Source organism: Hymenobacter sp. BT18, assembly GCF_012273015.1.
GTDB classification, from domain to species: Bacteria; Bacteroidota; Bacteroidia; order Cytophagales; family Hymenobacteraceae; genus Hymenobacter; species Hymenobacter lutimineralis.
In genome coordinates this window covers 2026336-2044303 of the sequence record NZ_CP050954.1, presented here as the reverse complement: position 1 = coordinate 2044303, position 17968 = coordinate 2026336, and the positions used below count along the sequence as shown (strand labels likewise).

Below are 17968 nucleotides of genomic sequence, written 5' to 3'. Positions count from 1 at the left end.
GCGTTGCTGCACGTATAGGGGTTTCCGACCCGCGTGTGTATCTTGCGGCCCCAAACCTGAACGGCTTTGCCTTTTTTAGCTTATCCATGAAAAAAATAGTCTTGCTCGGTCTGCTGGCCAGCGCTTCCCTGACGCTCACGGTGACGTCGTGCAGCAACCCCGACTACAAAAAGGACGAAGAAATAGCGGTGCAGCCGCTGCCCCCGCTGCCCGCTGAGGCTGCTGGTCAGGATTCTGCCGCCGCCGCTGCTGCCGCTGCCAAGCAGGAAATCAACGCCGTCAATGCCACCGAGGCCATCAAAAAGATGCAGCCGCAGATGTAAACAGACTAGGCGCATCCAGCAGCTTTGTGCCGGTTTTGCGCTTCGGTAAGGTAGTTTAAAGCATAACCCAAACGAGGCGAGCGTATCATACGCTCGCCTCGTTTGCTAACCGGCTTGTCCGTCGGGTTCGTAAGCCAATGGCTCATCCTATCCCACTTTACGGCTGCCCAAATTTTCCGCTTAGCTAGTTGATTACCCAATGGCTTAATGAATCGTAGAAAAATTTCTCCCTGAGAATGAGTCAAAAAGCTCCTTTATGGGGAAGAAATTGCGTTTTTTTTCAGGCAGGGGCTTGACAGAAAGAAAAGCCGTTGTACCTTTGTCACACCAAAACGCCACTACGGTGGCTAGATCAAAAGCGAGAGTAGCTCAGTTGGTAGAGCGCGACCTTGCCAAGGTCGAGGTCGCGAGTTCGAACCTCGTCTCCCGCTCAAAAAAGGACGTTGCCCACGCAGCGTCCTTTTTTATTTTTGTGCAGCGGTACTGCTCAAGCCAGAGTGGTGTAATGGTAGCCACGAGGGACTTAAAATCCCTTGTCTTCACGGACGTACGGGTTCGAGTCCCGTCTCTGGTACGAAAAAGCCCCCTTGTTACAAGCAAGGGGGCTTTTTTATTGGCTGTTATGTTCTTGTTGCCTATTGCTAAGTGCCGGAGCTGGGTAATACCAGTAAAGAAGCGGGGCCAGCCCCATAACCGGTAGCGGGGAAACGGTGAAGTCGATAAGGTTGCGGCCGAGCTGGTACATTCCCAGCGTATTGTGGGTGAGCTTACCCAACACCAGCAGGAGCAGGCACAAAACAAAGCTCCCGGCATAGGCATACAAGGCAAAGCGGAAGCGCTGCCAGGTGCCCAGCAGCAAGGCCAGCAGCAACAAGCACAAGCTTATGTACAGCAGCGTATACAGCACCACCACGGGCACTAGCCGTTTCGTAATGGCCGGGTCGGTAGGGGCGCTGAGGGCGGCGGGTAAGCTGCCGCTATAGTGCTGCCAGCCCTGCGTAAGCTTGCTGAACACCCACGAATCGTTGCTGCCCAGCAGTAAAAGCAGCACCAGCAGCACAGCACAGCCAGCAAAGCGAAGCCAGCGCGTAAGAAAAAGGGAGCGGACGGACATCAGTTAGGCAACAGCAGCTTCGGTCTGAGGTTGCGCAAATCGCCGCACCCATGCCAGCCACAGCAGCAGAATAAAGCTATAGACGACAAAAGTAAACGTGTAATGATGGTTAAAATCCACCGTGCCGTGGGCGTACACGTGGTTAATGGCCAAGGCCGCTACCCGCAGAATATTGACGACGTAGATGATAACCAGGCCCAGCGGAATAAACCACGCCTTTTGCCGGATGGGCCCAGGAAACGCCAGAATAAACCCGGTGAACAAAGCGTAAAGCACCAGCCCGTTGCACGGATGCCCCACGCTCACCACGGCCCGTTGGTCGATGGTAACCAGATTGGCCTGGGCAGTACCGGCGTCGAAGCCCAGCACCCGCAATACGACGGCGCTGTTGGCGGCAATGTTATTCGACAGCACCGTGTCCAGGCGGCCATCTTGGGCCAGCCAGTGCTCATATACGCCAAACCAGAGTAAGTACATGGCTGCGCTAAGCAAGCCAAAACGAAGTAAGTGTCGTTTTCGCGAATCCACAGGAGCTAAGTCAAATGTAAGCAAGGCAGATACAGGCAAGATAACCATATCCGGCGAGGTGAGGCCGTATAACCGGCAAAGAAAAGTCCCTGACCAAGTGGGCAGGGACTTTTCTTGTTACTGCTGGGCTTTGCGGCGGCGAAGCTGACCGGCGCCTAAGGCGGCTCCGGCTGCCAGTAGCAGCGAGGCACCGCCGTCAATGGGCACATCGGTAGGGGCGTCCGGCTCGGGCCCACCTTCCGGTGGCTCCCCCTGGGCGTATGCAGCCGTGCTGCCAGCCACCAAGAGCCCACCCACAAGCAGTAGATTCAAGAGAAAGTTTTTCATAGGAAACAAAAAGTGAGAAATAACTAAAAGGACATACTCATTGAGTTCTACTCCACTACCACCCGCTTGGTGAGGCGGGATGCCCCAATCTCCAGCTGCAGGGAGTAGACCCCGCGGGCCAGTTGCTGCACGTCGAAAGAAGCCGCGGCACCATTGGCGGTCATCGGTATCAGCTTCGTTTGCACGCGCTGGCCCAGGCTGTTGTAGAGCGAGGCTTTCACCGTCTTACCTCCGGCTACTACCGGAATATGAAGCTCAAATGAGGTGCGGGCGGGGTTGGGGTATAAGGCTACCTGCGCCGACTTCACGGCATCGTGGTTGCCCGTCACGCTGTTGGCCCCGAAGCGTAGGTTGAAGCGCTGCCCGGAAAACGCCTTATCCAAGGTAAAGGTGTAAGCTGGCTGCTGCCGCAGGTCGATGGTGCTGCCCGTCGCGTTGTCAATAAGTTCTACCGATTGTCCGCTGGCAAAATTGAGGAGCTGCCCGGCCTGAATGGTGTAGGTGCCCGCCGCGGCGCTCAGCCCCACCGGTATGCTAATGGCGCTGCCCGCCAGCGGGGCCTGCCCGTTCACGGCTAGCTCCTGGGTGCCCACCAAAGTAAAGAGGGAGGCTTCGCCCAGGTTGCGCAGCTTAGGCGCATCGTAGCGGTTTTCTACTGTAGCCGTGGCATTTGGCTGGAAGTACACATAGGCGGCATCCTGGGCCCCTCCCGCCGACTTCAGCTCCAGCTGGACATAGGGTACGGTGGGAGCCGCTTTTTTCTTGACCACGGATTTGTAGCCGAATGGTTGACCAGCTCGCAGCTCCGTGGTACCCAGGCCCGCGCTAAATGAGCGTAGCGCATCAGTGAAGGTCAGCTCCCGGGAGTCGTTCTGGTTGAGCAAACGCGTGAAGAAGCCCTGGCCCGGTGCAATGGAAGGGTCGCCAAACTCGGTGCCGTCGCCGTTGTTGAAATACGTCCGGTACGTGCCGCCATAGCGGCTGGTAGGCGTGAAGATGTAAGCAGAAGCATCCATGCCGGGTGGAATCACCTCGTTGGGAACCGCCAGGCTCCAGTCGATGGTCGAAGGGTAGGGGTTGCCCAGCAGGTTCCAGCCCCCATCTTCCTGGTCGCCGCTGATAAGCTCAATGGGCCCGACGTCGCCCCCGTTCAGCTCCCCGGAAAATTTAAGCGTCTGGCCTCTGCTGATGTTGACGGAGTAGCCCCGGCCATCCTCCATGTTGCCGCCCGTAGGCGAAAACCAGCCCCGCGAAAAGCCTTGGCCGTACGATTCGTTGGGGGTAGAGCGGCGGCTGTCGTCGTACCCGAACACATTGGGAAAAGGCGTTACGGCCGCAGGCTTGGCCGCCGAGTTATACGTTGCATTGAAAATACCCTTGAAGTTGCCGCCGGTGTTCAGGCTGGAGAAGGGCGCCTGCCGCACGGGCGAAGACAAGTGATGGTACCCAATAGCAGTCGGCGCGCTGAGGTACTTCTGCATAACGGCCGTACTCCCGATGACCTCACCCGTAAAGCCTTCGAAAAGGTCAAGAAGGGCCACTTCCGCCGTTTGCTTTTCTGTAGAAAGCAGTGTGAGGGTATGCTCATTCAAGTAAAGATCGGCGGAGAAAAGCCCCAGCGCGCTGCGTACTTTCACGTCCTTGCTCAGGAGCAGCGCGAAGAAGGAGTCGTTGGGCTTTTGCTGGCGCGCTGATGAGCTTAGGTCCGGTCCGATGACCAAGAATTCCACTTGATCGGGGAGGCCGCTGCCCGTCACGGGCGGGCTGTCTACCACGAAGACTGGCGGCACCGCGTATACGTAGCTGGCCAGGTCGCTGAAGGAGCGAGTGGCCGTTTGGATAACTCCCGAGTTCTGACCTTCGGCCGCAATGCCCTCGGTTCCATAAATGGCCAGCTGGGCACCATCAGCCAGCACAAAGCTACCCGGCCCGTACACGAGGCCCTGGCACTCCAGCGAACTGCCCGCCTCAACCGTCATTTTGCCCGAAACGGCTACCGTTACGCCCCACTCCACAGTGAGCCTGGCCCCGTTAGTGACCGTTACGTTGTGAAAGGCGTAAGCGCCATCCGGTGCGCCAGCATACGACAAGGTCATGTCGGAGTCAACCAGCAAATCCGTTTCGGCCAGGGTCCGGCTGGCGGCTGCGCTACCAGGCGTGGAGGCCGCACCAGCTGCCGGAGCCAGCCCCAGAGTAGTAACCAGGCTAAGCCCGAGCAATGAGCGCCACGCGTAATGGGAAAGCCCCGTTCTGCCGTTTGTAGGTAAGGTTTTTTTCATAGGATGACTTGAAAGTAGAGCGGAATGGAATACAAAAAATGCGAGGTAATTTATATAGGATATTCAATAGATGCAATCTGAACGGTTAGGGTGGGGGAAAGCGCCAACCGACTACCCCCGCCGGAAAAACCACCCGGTGGCGGAATGTGGCGCATGCCGTATCTTGGGCAGGCAACCAACTAGCCGGAGAGCAGCCCCGTCATTGGTTTGCGTGGCCGGGCGGTACCTTCGCTTCTCACTTGACAGTATTCTGTGGAAAATTACCGCGACAAAATCCGGCAGGTCTTTGCCGAAGTAGGGAAAGTGGTAGTAGGTCAGCACTACATGGTCAACCGGCTGCTCATTGGCCTGTTCACGGGCGGGCACATTCTGCTGGAAGGCGTGCCCGGGCTGGCCAAAACGCTTACCATCAGCACCCTGTCGAAGGTGATGCACCTGCCGTTTCAGCGCGTGCAGTTCACCCCCGACCTCTTGCCCTCCGACCTGATTGGGACCATGGTGTACAACCAGAACCAAGCAGTATTCGAAGTAAAGAAGGGCCCCATCTTCGCCAATCTAGTGCTGGCCGATGAAATCAACCGCTCCCCGGCCAAAGTGCAGAGCGCTCTGCTCGAAGCCATGCAGGAGCGGCAGGTAACCATCGGCGAGACGACTTACCCGCTGGACTTGCCGTTTCTGGTGCTGGCTACCCAGAACCCGGTGGAGCAGGAAGGAACCTACCCGCTGCCCGAGGCCCAGGTAGACCGCTTCATGATGAAGGTGTACATCGACTACCTCAAAAAAGCCGATGAGCTGGAAGTGATGCGCCGCATGGCCAACCTCAGCTACGTGGGCGAGGTTAGCCCGGTGCTTACCAAGGAAGATATCTTCGGAATTCGCGGCCTTATCAACCAAGTGCAGATTTCCGAAACGCTGGAGAAGTACATCATCGAGCTGGTGTTTGCCACGCGCAAGCCCGCCGAATACGACCTGGTAGATTTTCAGCAGTACGTGCAGTTTGGCGTGAGTCCCCGGGCCAGCATAGCCCTGCACCGGGCCGCCAAAGCCGTGGCCTTTCTGGATGAGCGCGACTATGTGCTGCCCGAAGACATCAAGGAAGTGGCCGCCGATGTACTCAACCACCGCATCCTGCTCAACTACGAGGCCGAAGCCGACGGCATTCGCACCCAGGACCTGATTGAGGCCATCCTGCGCAAAGTACCGATCAGCTAACTCCTGTTTCCGTGTCCCGATTGACGAAGGCCCTCCGGGCGCTTGGCAGCATAGCGCGCAACCCGTGGCTGCTCAACCACGTGCTGGCCACCGATGAAAGTGCCTGGCAGCGCCAAGCCCTAATGCACAGCTCCCGCTGGGGCGTGCTGGTTGGCGGGTTGCCAGTGCTGCCCCTCACGATCCTGCTTTCCAGCGCCGGGGAAACCGTACGACCCTTTGCTTTCCGGGACGGCGGCTCGTTGCCTACGGATCTGGCCTTGCTGCGGGCCCTGGCGCGGCGAAGCCCCCGGTGCCGCTACTTCGAAATAGGAACCTGGCGCGGCGAAAGTGCCGCCAACGTAGCCGAAGTCGCTGCCGCAGTGTACACACTAAATTTATCGGCGGCGGAGCTGCGCGCCCGGCAGCTGCCGGAGCGTTACATCGAGTTGCACGGCTTTTTCTCGCGGCCCCTGGCCAACGTACAGCACCTGTATGGCAACTCCGCCACCTACGATTTTGCGGCGCTAGGACACTTTGATGTGGTGTTCATTGATGGCGACCATCAGTATGAGGCCGTGCGCACGGATACGCGGCGGGTATTTGAGTACTTGGTAGGCCCGCAAACTGTGGTGGTATGGCACGATGCCAGCCGGCAGCCCGGGCAGCCGCGCTGGGAAGTACTGGCCGGCATCCTGGATGGCTTGCCCACGGCTGCTTCCGGCCAGCTCGTGCAGGTAAGCAACACCCTATGCGCCGTGTATCTACCCGCTGCCTTATCAACTTCTCCGCCTGACGCGCTGGCTGAGCCCGTACCCTATTTCGAGGTGACGATTAAAGTAACTTCTTAGCGAAGGCGCTGACGCAGCAGGTTCCAGCCCGCACTTAGGTCGGCCGCACGTGGTAAAAACGCACCCGGCCCGGCGCCCGTAGCCTGCCCGAAGCGCCATAGCAGCAGGCCCGTGGAAGCCAGGTAGGAAAAGGTGCTGGCCAAAGCTGCACCCCGGATGCCGAAGCGGGGAATCAGCAGCGTGCAGCCCAGCAGCGTGACAATCAGCCCAAGCAGGGCCGCAAAATTATTGACTGCATAGCGGGCCAGCCCGGCAAAGTAGCTGCTGATGAGCATTTGCACGGCGGCGGCCAACACGCCCGGCGCTAAAAGCAGAATGACGCCCCGCGCCGGTCCAAACTCCGGCCCGAACACCCCCGTGATAAAGGCGGTGGGTAAGCTCGCCAGAACCAGCAGGGCGCCTACAGTAGCCAGCACCGTGAGGCGGGCAGCTCGTTGCGCCGCCGGTGGAAAGTGAGAACCATCGGGGGCATTAACCAAGTCTACATACTGCAGTAGGGCCGTGCTGCGCGGAATCAACCAGATGGCCTCCGCCAGCGCCACACCTACTGACAGGATGCCCAGCGCCCGGGCATCGGCGAAATGGGCCACGAAGTAGTAGCTGAGGCGGTAGTTGGCAAAGCCCAGAATGTTGGAAAGGTGGGCCCCCCGGCTATGGCGGGCTAGCTCCCGGGTAACGGCCCGAAGCCGCCGGCTGAACTGGCGGCCGTCGGCAAGGCGCAGAAGCCAGAAGAAGCTCAGCGCCCAGGGTAGACCGTAAGAAAGGTAAGAAACGGCGTAGTACGTATCGATGGAAAGCCACGCCGCCCGAGCTGAAAAGGCGCCCCATAGCAAACCGGCCAGTAAAAGCACCTGCAGCACCGAGAGCAGGTTATAGGCCTTTTCGCGCCGCCGCCCCAGCAACAGCAAGGTGTTGATAGAAAAAAAGGCCTGTAGCAGGCTGATGCCGGCCAGATGCATCAGATACGCCAGAGGCGGCTGCCGAAGCACAGCTACGGCTGCTACACCTGCCAGGCATACCAGCGCTGCCCAGGCATAGGCGGGCAGCAGCAGGTGCCATACGTTGCGGCGTGGGGCCAAGTAGATGAGGGTAGAACCGCCCAGTAAGCCCGTAAACAGCAGCAGAGCCGCTGTATCCGTCACAAACAAGCTCACGGCCCCACGCCCGGCGGCTCCCAGGTAACGGGCCGTCAGCCATACCACCCCGAAGCTGAGGATGGCCGTACTGAGCCGAGTAAAGAAGTTGTGGAGAAAGCGGCGAATCATTAAACCCGTAAAAGCTTGTTAAGATGCAGCCGCGGCGGCAGATATAGCTGCTTGAGGAACTGCGCCAGCGTAAAAGGCTAGGAACTGCTTGCCTACGGCCTCATAGCTGAAGTGCCGGACAGCATGGGCATGCAAGGCAGCAGGGTCGTAGAGTTCGAGCGTGTCTAGTATAGTTTGTAGGGCACCGGCCAGGGCCACCTCGTCCCGGGCTTCTACCAGCAAGCCCCGACTAGCATCGGGTACTAGCTCGGGCACGCCGCCAACCCGGGTGGCGACGACCGGCAACCCACTGGCTTGGGCCTCAATGAGCACGCACGGCAGGTTCTCGTAGTTACTGAAAAGCACAAAGCAGGCGGCCTGGCGCATTTCGGCCGCTACCGCGGCTGGCACCAGCTTGCCCAAAAAGGTTACCGTTCCATCTTGCAGCAAGCCCAGGTCGGCGGCCAGTTGCTGAAGCTGTGGCTGAGCCGGACCGTAGCCAGCCACCCGCAGGCGGAGGCCCGGCCGCTCCCGGCGCAGCCTGGCTACTACCCGCAGCAGTCCACTCAGGTTCTTGGCTTCTTCATTGAACGCCGCTACGTGCAAAAGGCTGTCGGGGCGGCGAGGCCCGGTAGGATCTGGATAAAACAGCTCGGTATCGACCACGTTGGGAATGACGACTGAGTGCTCATGCCGGACGCCAAGCTTAACCAGCGCTTCGCGCAGGTTTTCAGAAACCGTATGTAGGCCAGCTGACCGATGCACGACCGCGCGGGTAAGCCGGCGGCGCAGCCAGCTGATGCGGTGCGCATTCTGCGGTTGATACAGCGTCCAGTGTTCGGTAATGAGAAAGGGCAGGCCTGTGCTTATCCGCAGCCACCACGCCCATAAGCCGGTGCGTAGCAGCACGTGCACGTGGGCAAGGGTAGGAGGCGCCCCCCAGTGCCGCACCAGGCGGCGGTAGCCCAGCTGCATACACCAGAAGTACAAGCCCAGCTTCAGAACCTTATCGATGAAAGCAAAGCCGGTAATTCGGGCGCGGTAGTAGTAACGCAGCGTAGGCACCGGCCCTGTAAGCGCCGACTCGCACTCCAACCAGGAATTCAACGGGCCCCGGGTCACCGTGGCGAAAAGAACGGCTGCCTCCGCGTGGGGGGCAATAGCGGCTATATGGCGCGCCACGAAGTCCCCATCCTGGTCGTCATAGCGGTTGGGATACCACTTGGGAAGCATCAGCACGCGGGGTTTGGGCATGGGCGCAAGCTACGCAAACTCCGGAGGGGGGCTGGTGCCGGAGAACAGAAAAAGCCTGCTCCGCAGCGGAACAGGCTTTTTCCACTAAGACCTCAAGACGCTTATTTGGTCACGATAAACCGCACGGCCTGGGTGGTTTCCTCGGTGGTAATGGCGGCCACGTACACCCCGGCTTTCAGGGCGGGCAGGGCCAGCGTGTGGGCACCAGTGGCCAGTTTCGCGGTAGGGGCTAGGGCTGCTACTTCGCGGCCCGTCACATCAAGCACTCGTACCTGCGCCGTAGCGCCGCGGCGCAGCACAAACGCAAGGGAAGCCTGGCCGGCAGCCGGGTTGGGGAATACACTGAGGCCATCCACCTGATCGGACTTAGCGCGGCTGGCCGTTGTGATGCCCGAAGAGTAGTCGGTGTTCTGCGGGTCGAAGTTGGTCCAGCCGGCAGTCCAGTCCTCGGTCCCAAAGGCCCCGCGGAAAGCAACCTTATCGAAGAACTCCCCGCTGATTTTCGTGTCCGTGAAGTCGGCACCGGCCTGCAGGATGGAAGCTGCCTGCGGCAGGAACTTGGGCGCCGTCAGGCTGAAGTTGTTGGCGTCGAGACCCAGGGCGTCGGTGGTGGTCAGCTGGTTGCCGCGGGTAGCGGCGTTAAAGAAACCCGCCACATCGTAGGTGCTGCCGGATGCGGCGGCAAAGTTACTTTTGCTGCTAGCCAGCACGTTGTTTTTCAGCTGCAGCTCCCCGCTGGTGGCGTTGGCCTCAGTGGGCGTGCCATCCAGCAGCAGGCCCGTCGGCCAACCCGTAAAGACGGAGTTGAAAACCGACAAAGCCGAGTTGCGCCGGATGTGCATGGCCCGCTTGTAGTCGGAGTTGAGGTTGGTGGAGGCCGGCAGGAAGCTGCTCACGTTCGAGAAAACAGCACTGGTCTTGGGCGAGTTGGCCGAGCCGTTCTTGTCGTTGTCCGACTCAAAGCTGTTGGAGCCCGAAATGTCGGCCACTTCCGGGTCGCGCAGGCTCACGGCGTACTGCACCTTGCCCGAGAAGCCGTTATCGGAGTCGAAGTCATCGTCCAGGCCCCGGAAGGAAATCAGGTGCTTGGCATTCACGCTGCCGCCAAACCACTCGTAAGAGTCGTCGCCGGAGTAAGAAACCTGCACGTGGTCGATGATGGTGCCCGAGCCCACGCCGCCCAGCGTCAGGCCGTTGATTTCGTTGTCGGGCTGGAAGGCCACGCCGGGGAATTCAATGCGCACGTAGCGCAGCACGCCAGAGTTGTCGTTGGCCACGGTGCCACCAAATACCCCGTTCACGCCGCCCTCAATCACGGCCGTGGTGCCGCTGATGTTCTGGGGGGCACGGCCCAGCAGAATCACGCCACCCCAGTCGCCGCGGGCGCGGCTGCCCTTGGGCGAGTTCGAAGTAAATACAATGGGCTGGTTGGGTTTGCCATCGGCCATCAGCTTGCCGCCCTGCTCGATGATGAGGGTGCCCTGGGTGTCTTTTTTGCCTTTAATAACGGTGCCGGGCTCAATGGTGAGGGTAGCACCATCGGCCACCCGCACAAAGCCGTCCAGCAGGTAGACGTTGTTGCTGGTCCAGGTCGTGTTCGTCGTAATCTTGTCCTTGACGGTTACCACGGGGGCCTGCGCCAGTGCCGAGAAGGCAGGTGAGCCCAGCAGCGCGGCCAGTACCAGAACAGGAAGTACAAACTTTTTCATAGTCAGAAAGACGTTGGTGAAATGACGGTGCGAAGTACCCATGAAAAAACGCCTCCCGGGCTACGGAAGGCGTTATGCTTTCTTTAGGCGAATGTTACCTTATTGTTAGAAGCGGTAGACCAGGCCCAGGGTGGTGTACTGGCCCCGGCGGTAGCGGGCAAAGTCGCGGTCGGCGCTGGTAATCTTAGCATCAAAGTCCACGTCCTGCACCTGGCGCACGGCTTGGTTAAACACGTCCTGGATACCGCCTTTAATTTCCAGCCGCTCGCCCAGGCTCTTGGTCACGGCAATGTCGAGCACGTTGCGCGGCATTTCATAGATGGTGAAGATGTCACGGTTGCCCACCAGGAAGATGCGCTTGCCTACCACGTTGTACTGCACGTTTAGCTGCAAGCCCCGGTCCGTATCCTGGTAGAACACGCCGGCATTCACAACGTAAGGCGACTGGCCCTGGAGCGGCCGGCGCGCAATCTGCGAAGAGTCACTGCTTAGGTCTACCCGGCTGCGGATGATGGAAGCATTGAGCAGGACCGAAAAACGGTTCCAGATATCGGTCTTGCCCAGGCCCGCCAGGGACTTGCGCACTTCTATCTCGGCGCCGTAGTCGTAGGCGGCATCGGCATTGGCGGGTTTGATGTTGGGCAACGAGCCGCTGGCCGGCTGCTGTGTCTGCTCAATGGCGTCGTTGAAGTGCTTGTAGAAAATACCGCCCGACAGCATTTCCGTGGGGCTGGGGTAAAACTCGTAGCGCAGATCAGCATTGTAGATGGTAGCCGTCTTCAGCTGCGGGTTGCCGATAATCAGCGCGGTGTTGTTGAAGTCGTAGTAGGGGTAGAGGGCCTGCTCCCGGAACTCGGGGCGGTTGGCCGTCACGCTGGCAGCGGCGCGTAGCAGGCTGCGCAGGCTGAAGTTGTAAGTAGAGTTGAAGGACGGCATCACAATGGTGCGCTTCTCGCGGGTATTCACTGGCTCGTCGCCCAACGTAGCTGTGTTCACCTGCCGATCGTTGTACTCGATGCGCACCCCACCCGACAAGTTTACTTTATCACTAATGGGAGCCGTAGTGCCCACGTAGCCCGCTATCAGGGTATTGTCGGCGGTGTAGTTGCGGCTGGGGTTACGCACCTCATCTACCTGCAGCTTCTCTGGCCCGAAGTTCTCCGGCGCAAACACCTGCTCAATAGGGCGCGTCAGAATGCTGTTGTCAAAGCCATTTTCGGTGCCCCGCACAAAGCCAATCAGGCGAGCATTAAAGTCGCGACTCTTCCGCTCGGTATAGAAGCCGGCGCGCAGCTTGTAGGCACTGGTGCTGGTGGTGTCGCGGCCCCGGAGCCGGCGCTCCAGCTGCCCGCTCAGCATGTAGGTGTTTTCCTGCAGGTCGGAGTAGAAGCGGCTGGTTTCTACCAGCTCCCGCCCAATGCTCACGCGGAATGGGTCCTCGGTGCCCAGCTCACGCTGGGTGCGGGCCCGGCGGAAGTCGGGCTCATTGCGGTTTACGTAGTTGTAGCCCCCGGTCCAAGTTACGGTAGTGGCTTCGCGGGCACCGAGCGTGTGGGTTCCCTGCAACTGGCCCGAGTAGATGCTGCGGCTGGTGTAGTGGAAAGCATAGTCGCGCCGGTCGTAGCCGTCGGCTTCGTTTACGCCGGTACGCAGCACTACCTGGTCGGCCCCAATCTGGTTGAACAGGTTGCGGAACTCCACCTTGTGGCGGGCATTCAGGCGCACGGCCCAGTTGTGCACGATGCCCAGCCGCACGCCGGCCGTGCTTTGCTGGTCCTGGTAGCTGAACTGCCGCTGAATAGTCCCCCCCGAAGGCTGGTTGTAGCGGGCCCGGCTCACGGTATACTGTTCCAGCGTGTTGGAGTAAGACACCGAGGTGATGTTGGTCAGGTCGGCAGTGCCCAGGGTGAGGCGACGCGTGAGGCCCAGGGAGGCACGCAGGTCAGGTCGGGCCGTCACGGAGCGCATGCCCCAGTCGTTGCGCAGAGTCCGGCCTACCGCCGTGAGCTGTTCGGGCGTAGTATTGTCGGAAGAAATAACGCCGGGCGTACCAGTAGGTAATGCCCGCTGCGAGTTGTCGAAGCCCAGCCAGTCGGTGGGCGCATTATTGCCCCGCATAAAGGAGTTGAACGTGGTGCCCGCGCGGCCCGAGCCCGACAAGGAAAACGTGGTGCTGTTGTCGATGGCGGAGTTCTTGGTGTATACCTTCACAATGCCGCCACCCATTTCGCCGGGCAGCTCCGGAGCCCCCGATTTGTACACCAGAATTCGGTCGATAACCGAGCTGGGCAGCACGTCGAAGGAGAAAGAGCGGGTATCAGTTTCAGCCGAAGGCGTAAGTGCATCGTTCAACAAAACCGTGTTGTAACGCTCAGAAAGGCCCCGAATAACTACGAAAGCATTGTTCTGGATGGTCACGCCGGGTATGCGCTTCACTACTTCCGAAGCGTCCCGGTCTAAGGATTTTACAATTTGGTCGTTCGACATCCCGCTCACCACCACCTCGCTTTTCTTCAGATCCTGGATCAGGGCCACTTCCGTGCCGGTTTGCTTCTGTCCGGTTACAGTTACTTCCTGCAGCGTAGTGGTATTTTCCTCCAGCGTGGCATTGAGAGTCGTCGTAGCGCCAGGTGCCACCGCGATGCTGGGGAAGATTTGCGTCTTATACCCAATGTTGGTAATAGTGATGCTGTAGGTGCCCGGCGCCAACTCAAGGGCGTACGTACCATCTACGCCTACGGGGGCGGCCTGAATGGTTCCGGTGACGAGCACCGTAGCCCCAATTACGGCCTCGCCGGTCTTTTTGTCTTTCACATTACCCCGGATAGTACCTTGCTGGGCCGTGGCCCAGGTACTGATCAGAAGCATAATCAACAGAAGAAAAGAACGTTGCATAGAGGGGGCTGTTGTCTGGTGCCGCAAAAGTACCCGGGCCCTATTATGCCAGCATGACGCGAAGATTATGCTTATGTTACGCCGCTTTAGCGCCTTGCAAAAGCGTAGTTTTGCCTTAAAAACCAGTGTCTGCTTTATGTTGTATTCAATGACCGGCTTCGGAAGCGCCCAGCGCGACACGGAACGGTACTCAGCTTCCGTTGAAATAAAGTCCCTCAATTCCAAAACCCTGGACCTGAGCTTACGCTTGCCACGCTTTCTGCAGGAAAGGGAGCTGGAAATCCGTAATCTGATTGCCAGGCAGTTAGTCCGGGGGAAGGTAAACCTCAACTTTGATTTCACCCGGCCCCGCGCCACGGGCGCCCAGGGCTCTATTGTAAACAAGGAAGCATTGCGCACTGCCTGGCAGGAACTCACGGAAGTAAACCAGCAGCTCGGGCTTTCTACAGAGCAGCTAATTGCCCTGGCACACGCCTTGCCCGGAGCCCTCCGCATCCCAACTGATACCAGTGCCGCCACCGAAGAGGAAGAAGAGGTGCCGTGGGAAGAGTTGCTTCCGCTGTTGCAGGAGGCCCTCGACCGGGCCAATCAGTTCCGCCGCGACGAAGGCCAGACGCTTACCACGGAAATTTTAGGCTACGTCGACAAAATCCGGATTCTGCTCGCCGACGTAGAGAAACATGACCCCACGCGCATCGAGCAAGTGCGGTTACGCCTGCAAAATCATTTGGCTGATATAACCAGTAGTGAACACTTCAACCCCACGCGTTTCGAGCAGGAAATTCTGTATTATATAGAGAAGCTTGATATCGCCGAGGAAAAGGTGCGGTTGGTCAGTCATTTGCACTATTTCAACGAAACCGTGTTTCTGCCTGAACCTGTTGGCAAGAAATTAGCCTTCATTGCGCAGGAAATGGGGCGTGAAATCAATACCATCGGATCCAAGGCTAATGATCCTACAATTCAGCACTTAGTGGTTGGTATGAAGGAAGAACTAGAGAAAATTAAGGAGCAAATCAACAATATTCTCTAGCAGCCGGCCTACTGTGCGCAACAGAAAGTCGATGGGTTAGTAGGATTTAAAAGAGTAAAAATACGAATGCGCTTATTTAAATATTTTTTGAACTTTTTAGTGTTGATTAACTGAAGAAGCTGTAACTTTGCCACAAGCTGGTAGAGAACAAGTCAGTAGATCATACTTTTCTTGTGCCCCACACTTGCCTTAACTCCGGCATAATGATATTTTTGTATCGGAATACTTGGAGTTTCAGATTTAATTCTTAACTTGAGATGTTCGAAAGCAGTTCTTCACTGCGCTAGACATCCAGATTCTTTTTGATTACTCACTTTTTTCAGCCTACGACCATGAAAAAAGCCTTACTCCTTCCTGTTTTGAGCCTGATGCTGTTGCTGATGGCTGCTCGCCCCGCTGCTGAGGTTGAACTCATCAAAAAGCGCGTACTGAGCGAACGTGTTGAAATCCTCATCCCCAAAGGGTTTGAGGTGATGAGCGAGCAGCAAATGGACTTCCTCTACGCCAAAGCGCAGAGCCGTCCCAGCCTGATCTACACCAACAACAAGCAGGCGAGCATCTCCTTTACCTACACCGACAACACGGCTGATCAGGACATGATCCAGATGTACACGGACAACTTTATCAAAACCTACAGCAAGCAGTTTCCCGATGCTCGTTGGTTTGGTAAAGGTCTCAAGGAAATCAGCGGCCGTCAGGTAGGTTACCTGGAGCTGATGAAGCCTGAGCTTGGCCATGAGGTATACAACCTGATTTTCTTCACTGACGTGGAGGGCAAGTTGCTCATGTGCACCTTCACCTGCGCCGACCGTCAGAAGCCGGAGTGGGAAATGGTTGCCAAGCAAATCATGAATTCCTTCAAGTCGAACGGCTAAGCTAGCCTACTCGTCTCTTCAAGGTCGTTAGTATAGTTATTCCGACCAAGCTCGCGGTATCCCGAGCTTGGTCGGAATAACTGCGTTTATAGGGTGCGCGTAATTTTCGTCAAAAACCGTTTGGCTAAATCAAATACCTGCGGAAACAGGGTAAGAGGCAGTTGCGGTGCTTGGTCGTGAACATCATGGTAGGCAACCGTGCCACCCCGGGTGTACCAAAAGAACGCAGGAACGTGGTATTCCGAAAAAGGAAAATGGTCTGAGTTGGCTGCTTGTCCTCTAGCGGCTATGGAGCCTATAGCGCCCGACTCTGAATTAAGTTGTTGGAGTAACTGGAACTCGGCAGCGTGTACTTTCCCGTTGACGACGGTTATTCCTTCTGCGCCAGTACCCACTAAGTCCAGGTTGAGTAGGAAACGAATGTTTGCCAACGGAAAAGTGGGCTGATGCACGAAAAACTGCGAGCCGAGCAGGCCTGCTTCCTCCCCGCTGAAACCAATGAAAGCCACAGAATACCGAAGCCGATGGGCTGGTTGGGCAAAATAGGCAGCCAGTTCCAGCAGCATAGCCGTTCCGCTCGCATTATCATTGGCGCCAGGGAAATATGCCTTTCGGCCGAGTTCCCCCAGATGGTCGTAGTGGGCTGCTACCACTACAAAAGAGTCGGGTACTGCCGTGCCTGGAACATAGCCCAAAACGTTTTGCGTAACATATCGGGGAAGCAGGTTTGCTTCAATATTCAGGGAAAGCCAGGCTTCCCTAGTGGGCCATGCGGCTGCCCGAACGATTAGACGCGCTTGCCCACGCTGCGTAGCCGCAACAGATGCTGTAAGCTTCTCCGTAGTCAGTGCCACCACTGCCGATGCCTGGGTTAGCTTGGCTACCAACTCAGGCCGTTGCGCCAAGCGTGCCTGGACTGCTTGCGAGTACACTATTGCCGTGTGGCGCAAGTCCTGCTGAAGCAGTTTGCTTAAGCTAACCGGATCTGTGAAAGCCAGCGTATCGAAGTAGACGACGGCTAATTTCTCCTGTAAGGAGCCGGAAGTAGGATCAGGAATAAAGTCCTTGCCAGGGCGCAGCACGTGCTTGCCGAGCGTTACGCTTAAAGCGCCCGGAAAAGTGTTGACGGCGAGGGGAAAGGGCTGCCGGTACTTTTTTGTCCAGCTTTTTAGGCCCAAGGTCTTGAAGCGTTTGGCTAAATAAGCTGCTGCCCGTTGGTCGCCCCGGTGCGTATATCCGCGCCCATGCAGCCGCTTACTGGTAAGCACCGTTAGGGTCTGACGAACACGTGCCATATCCTGAGATGCGGCCGGTAGTGCAGTGAGTAGCCAAAAGCCTAGAAAAGGCGACGCGACCCAGCCGCCACGCAAGTAGTTGTGCCGCATACCCAGGACGGAATCAGCTGAACTTATGTCTAACTCCCCAAGCCATTAGTAGGCCGAGGCCCATACCGATAGCGTCGCTGAGGCCATCGGTCCATTCGCCGTGCCGGCCCACTGCCATGGTGGTTTGCAGTAGCTCAATCAGCAAGCCGAAGGCAACCCCCGCTACCAATAGTACCCACACGCAGTGGCGCTGTAACCAAGGCCACGTAAGCTGGCGGCGGGCCGAAAAGTAGCTAAGCACGGCCAGCATCCAGAAAACACCCGCATGCGCCGCCGTATCAAACGAAAGGAGTTGCCAGCGGGGCTGAGGCGGCATCTGGTTGGCGGGAGTAAGCGTAAGGACCAGAATAAACACCGCCCACGCGACGGGCAGCGCAAGATAGGCGCGGCGGCGTGGCGTGGGCGGAGACATCAGGTAGAAAATTAAGCTCCTACCAGTTCACCGTAGGTTTCGGCGGAGAGAAGGGCTTCCAGCTCGGCGGGGTTGCTTACCGAAATCTTCACCATCCAACCATCCCCGTAAGGGTCGGAGTTAACCAGCTCGGGGCTGCTGTCGAGCTTGTCGTTTATTTCGAGTACGGTGCCGGTGATGGGGCTGAACAGATCCGAAACGGTCTTTACTGCCTCAACGGTACCGAATACGTCGTTCTGAGCTACTTCTTTATCAAGGGTGTCGATGTCAACATATACGATGTCGCCGAGTTCACGCTGGGCGTGGTCGGTGATGCCGATATACGCTACGTCGCCTTCAACACGAACCCACTCGTGTTCTTTGGTGTACTTGAGGGTGGCAGGCAAATTCATAAAAGCAGGGGTGAAATAAGAGTCTGGGATGCCACGGCAATGGGCCGTGCCCAAAAGTAAGGGTTAAATCCTGGATTGGCTAACGCAGAAGGCTGCCGAAGAGGTTAGAAAAAAGCCTCCTGTCTCACGAAGATAGGAGGCTTTTCTGTTGGCGCCGGG

At 57.9% G+C, this 17968-nt stretch carries 16 protein-coding genes and 2 tRNA genes; 7 read left to right on the top strand and 11 right to left on the bottom strand.

The features are described 5' to 3' along the window. The first annotated feature begins 86 nt into the window (after positions 1-86). From HER32_RS08585 to HER32_RS08575, 3 genes are all read left to right on the top strand, one after another. Positions 87-323 carry a hypothetical protein gene (locus HER32_RS08585; RefSeq protein ID WP_168681570.1) on the top strand — a complete coding sequence of 79 codons (237 nt, stop codon included), beginning with the start codon at positions 87-89 and terminating at the stop codon, positions 321-323. A gap of 358 nt (positions 324-681) precedes the next feature. Continuing rightward, positions 682-754 (top strand) — tRNA-Gly (locus HER32_RS08580). Between the two features lie 60 nt (positions 755-814). Then, positions 815-897, top strand: a tRNA-Leu gene (locus HER32_RS08575). Between the two features lie 36 nt (positions 898-933). On the opposite strand, the gene HER32_RS08570 is transcribed toward HER32_RS08575, so the two are convergent. The 4 genes from HER32_RS08570 to HER32_RS08555 form a co-directional block, all read right to left on the bottom strand. Beyond that, positions 934-1437, bottom strand: a complete 504-nt coding sequence (locus HER32_RS08570) for an XrtX-associated membrane protein (RefSeq protein ID WP_168681569.1) — start codon at positions 1435-1437, stop codon at positions 934-936. A gap of 3 nt (positions 1438-1440) precedes the next feature. Further along, positions 1441-1965, bottom strand: a complete 525-nt coding sequence (gene xrtX, locus HER32_RS08565) for an exosortase X (protein WP_262383895.1) — start codon at positions 1963-1965, stop codon at positions 1441-1443. Between the two features lie 117 nt (positions 1966-2082). After that, positions 2083-2292, bottom strand: a complete 210-nt coding sequence (locus tag HER32_RS08560; protein WP_149069561.1) for a PID-CTERM protein-sorting domain-containing protein — start codon at positions 2290-2292, stop codon at positions 2083-2085. Positions 2293-2339: 47 nt separating this feature from the next. Further along, positions 2340-4571, bottom strand: coding sequence for a T9SS type A sorting domain-containing protein (locus HER32_RS08555; protein WP_168681566.1), 2232 nt, complete (start codon positions 4569-4571; stop codon positions 2340-2342). A 252-nt stretch (positions 4572-4823) separates the two neighbouring features. On the opposite strand from HER32_RS08555, the gene HER32_RS08550 reads away from it, so the two are divergent. Both HER32_RS08550 and HER32_RS08545 read left to right on the top strand, forming a co-directional pair. Beyond that, positions 4824-5783, top strand: a complete 960-nt coding sequence (locus HER32_RS08550) for an AAA family ATPase (protein WP_149069559.1) — start codon at positions 4824-4826, stop codon at positions 5781-5783. Between the two features lie 11 nt (positions 5784-5794). After that, on the top strand, positions 5795-6610 hold the full coding sequence (locus tag HER32_RS08545; RefSeq protein ID WP_168681564.1) for a class I SAM-dependent methyltransferase: 816 nt from the start codon (positions 5795-5797) through the stop codon (positions 6608-6610). Here HER32_RS08545 and HER32_RS08540 read toward each other — a convergent pair. The 4 genes from HER32_RS08540 to HER32_RS08525 form a co-directional block, all read right to left on the bottom strand. Beyond that, entirely contained in the window at positions 6607-7875 is a 1269-nt protein-coding gene (locus HER32_RS08540; RefSeq protein ID WP_168681562.1) for a lipopolysaccharide biosynthesis protein, read from the bottom strand. The genes HER32_RS08545 and HER32_RS08540 overlap by 4 nt on opposite strands. Positions 7876-7893: 18 nt before the next feature. Beyond that, a complete protein-coding gene (locus tag HER32_RS08535) occupies positions 7894-9108 on the bottom strand; it encodes a glycosyltransferase (RefSeq protein ID WP_168681561.1) in 1215 nt (404 codons plus the stop codon). Positions 9109-9209: 101 nt separating this feature from the next. Next, on the bottom strand, positions 9210-10817 hold the full coding sequence (locus HER32_RS08530; protein ID WP_168681560.1) for a T9SS type A sorting domain-containing protein: 1608 nt from the start codon (positions 10815-10817) through the stop codon (positions 9210-9212). Positions 10818-10922: 105 nt separating this feature from the next. Then, positions 10923-13685, bottom strand: a complete 2763-nt coding sequence (locus HER32_RS08525; RefSeq protein ID WP_168681559.1) for a TonB-dependent receptor — start codon at positions 13683-13685, stop codon at positions 10923-10925. Positions 13686-13860: 175 nt separating this feature from the next. Between HER32_RS08525 and HER32_RS08520 the strand changes: the two genes are divergently transcribed. Both HER32_RS08520 and HER32_RS08515 read left to right on the top strand, forming a co-directional pair. Beyond that, positions 13861-14745 carry a YicC/YloC family endoribonuclease gene (locus tag HER32_RS08520; RefSeq protein ID WP_232066450.1) on the top strand — a complete coding sequence of 295 codons (885 nt, stop codon included), beginning with the start codon at positions 13861-13863 and terminating at the stop codon, positions 14743-14745. 332 nt (positions 14746-15077) lie between these two features. Then, positions 15078-15620 carry a hypothetical protein gene (locus HER32_RS08515; protein WP_149069552.1) on the top strand — a complete coding sequence of 181 codons (543 nt, stop codon included), beginning with the start codon at positions 15078-15080 and terminating at the stop codon, positions 15618-15620. An 86-nt stretch (positions 15621-15706) separates the two neighbouring features. Here HER32_RS08515 and HER32_RS08510 read toward each other — a convergent pair whose 3' ends face one another. The 3 genes from HER32_RS08510 to gcvH all read right to left on the bottom strand — a co-directional run bounded on the left by HER32_RS08510 (position 15707) and on the right by gcvH (position 17809). Then, complete coding sequence (locus HER32_RS08510; RefSeq protein ID WP_168681558.1) at positions 15707-16915, bottom strand: M28 family metallopeptidase; 1209 nt, start codon at positions 16913-16915, stop codon at positions 15707-15709. 103 nt (positions 16916-17018) lie between these two features. Next, positions 17019-17417 carry a VanZ family protein gene (locus HER32_RS08505; protein WP_168681557.1) on the bottom strand — a complete coding sequence of 133 codons (399 nt, stop codon included), beginning with the start codon at positions 17415-17417 and terminating at the stop codon, positions 17019-17021. A gap of 11 nt (positions 17418-17428) precedes the next feature. After that, on the bottom strand, positions 17429-17809 hold the full coding sequence (gcvH, locus tag HER32_RS08500) for a glycine cleavage system protein GcvH (protein WP_149069549.1): 381 nt from the start codon (positions 17807-17809) through the stop codon (positions 17429-17431). Positions 17810-17968: the final 159 nt, after the last annotated feature.

Coding starts and splice junctions, on each gene's coding strand:
- HER32_RS08585 (WP_168681570.1), top strand. CDS start 87: ATGAAAAAAATAGTCTTGCTCGGTCTGCTGGCCAGCGCTTCCCTGACG.
- HER32_RS08570 (WP_168681569.1), bottom strand. CDS start 1,437: ATGTCCGTCCGCTCCCTTTTTCTTACGCGCTGGCTTCGCTTTGCTGGC.
- HER32_RS08560 (WP_149069561.1), bottom strand. CDS start 2,292: ATGAAAAACTTTCTCTTGAATCTACTGCTTGTGGGTGGGCTCTTGGTG.
- HER32_RS08555 (WP_168681566.1), bottom strand. CDS start 4,571: ATGAAAAAAACCTTACCTACAAACGGCAGAACGGGGCTTTCCCATTAC.
- HER32_RS08540 (WP_168681562.1), bottom strand. CDS start 7,875: ATGATTCGCCGCTTTCTCCACAACTTCTTTACTCGGCTCAGTACGGCC.
- HER32_RS08535 (WP_168681561.1), bottom strand. CDS start 9,108: ATGCCCAAACCCCGCGTGCTGATGCTTCCCAAGTGGTATCCCAACCGC.
- HER32_RS08530 (WP_168681560.1), bottom strand. CDS start 10,817: ATGAAAAAGTTTGTACTTCCTGTTCTGGTACTGGCCGCGCTGCTGGGC.
- HER32_RS08525 (WP_168681559.1), bottom strand. CDS start 13,685: ATGCTTCTGATCAGTACCTGGGCCACGGCCCAGCAAGGTACTATCCGG.
- HER32_RS08520 (WP_232066450.1), top strand. CDS start 13,861: ATGACCGGCTTCGGAAGCGCCCAGCGCGACACGGAACGGTACTCAGCT.
- HER32_RS08515 (WP_149069552.1), top strand. CDS start 15,078: ATGAAAAAAGCCTTACTCCTTCCTGTTTTGAGCCTGATGCTGTTGCTG.
- HER32_RS08510 (WP_168681558.1), bottom strand. CDS start 16,915: ATGGCACGTGTTCGTCAGACCCTAACGGTGCTTACCAGTAAGCGGCTG.
- HER32_RS08505 (WP_168681557.1), bottom strand. CDS start 17,417: ATGTCTCCGCCCACGCCACGCCGCCGCGCCTATCTTGCGCTGCCCGTC.
- gcvH (WP_149069549.1), bottom strand. CDS start 17,809: ATGAATTTGCCTGCCACCCTCAAGTACACCAAAGAACACGAGTGGGTT.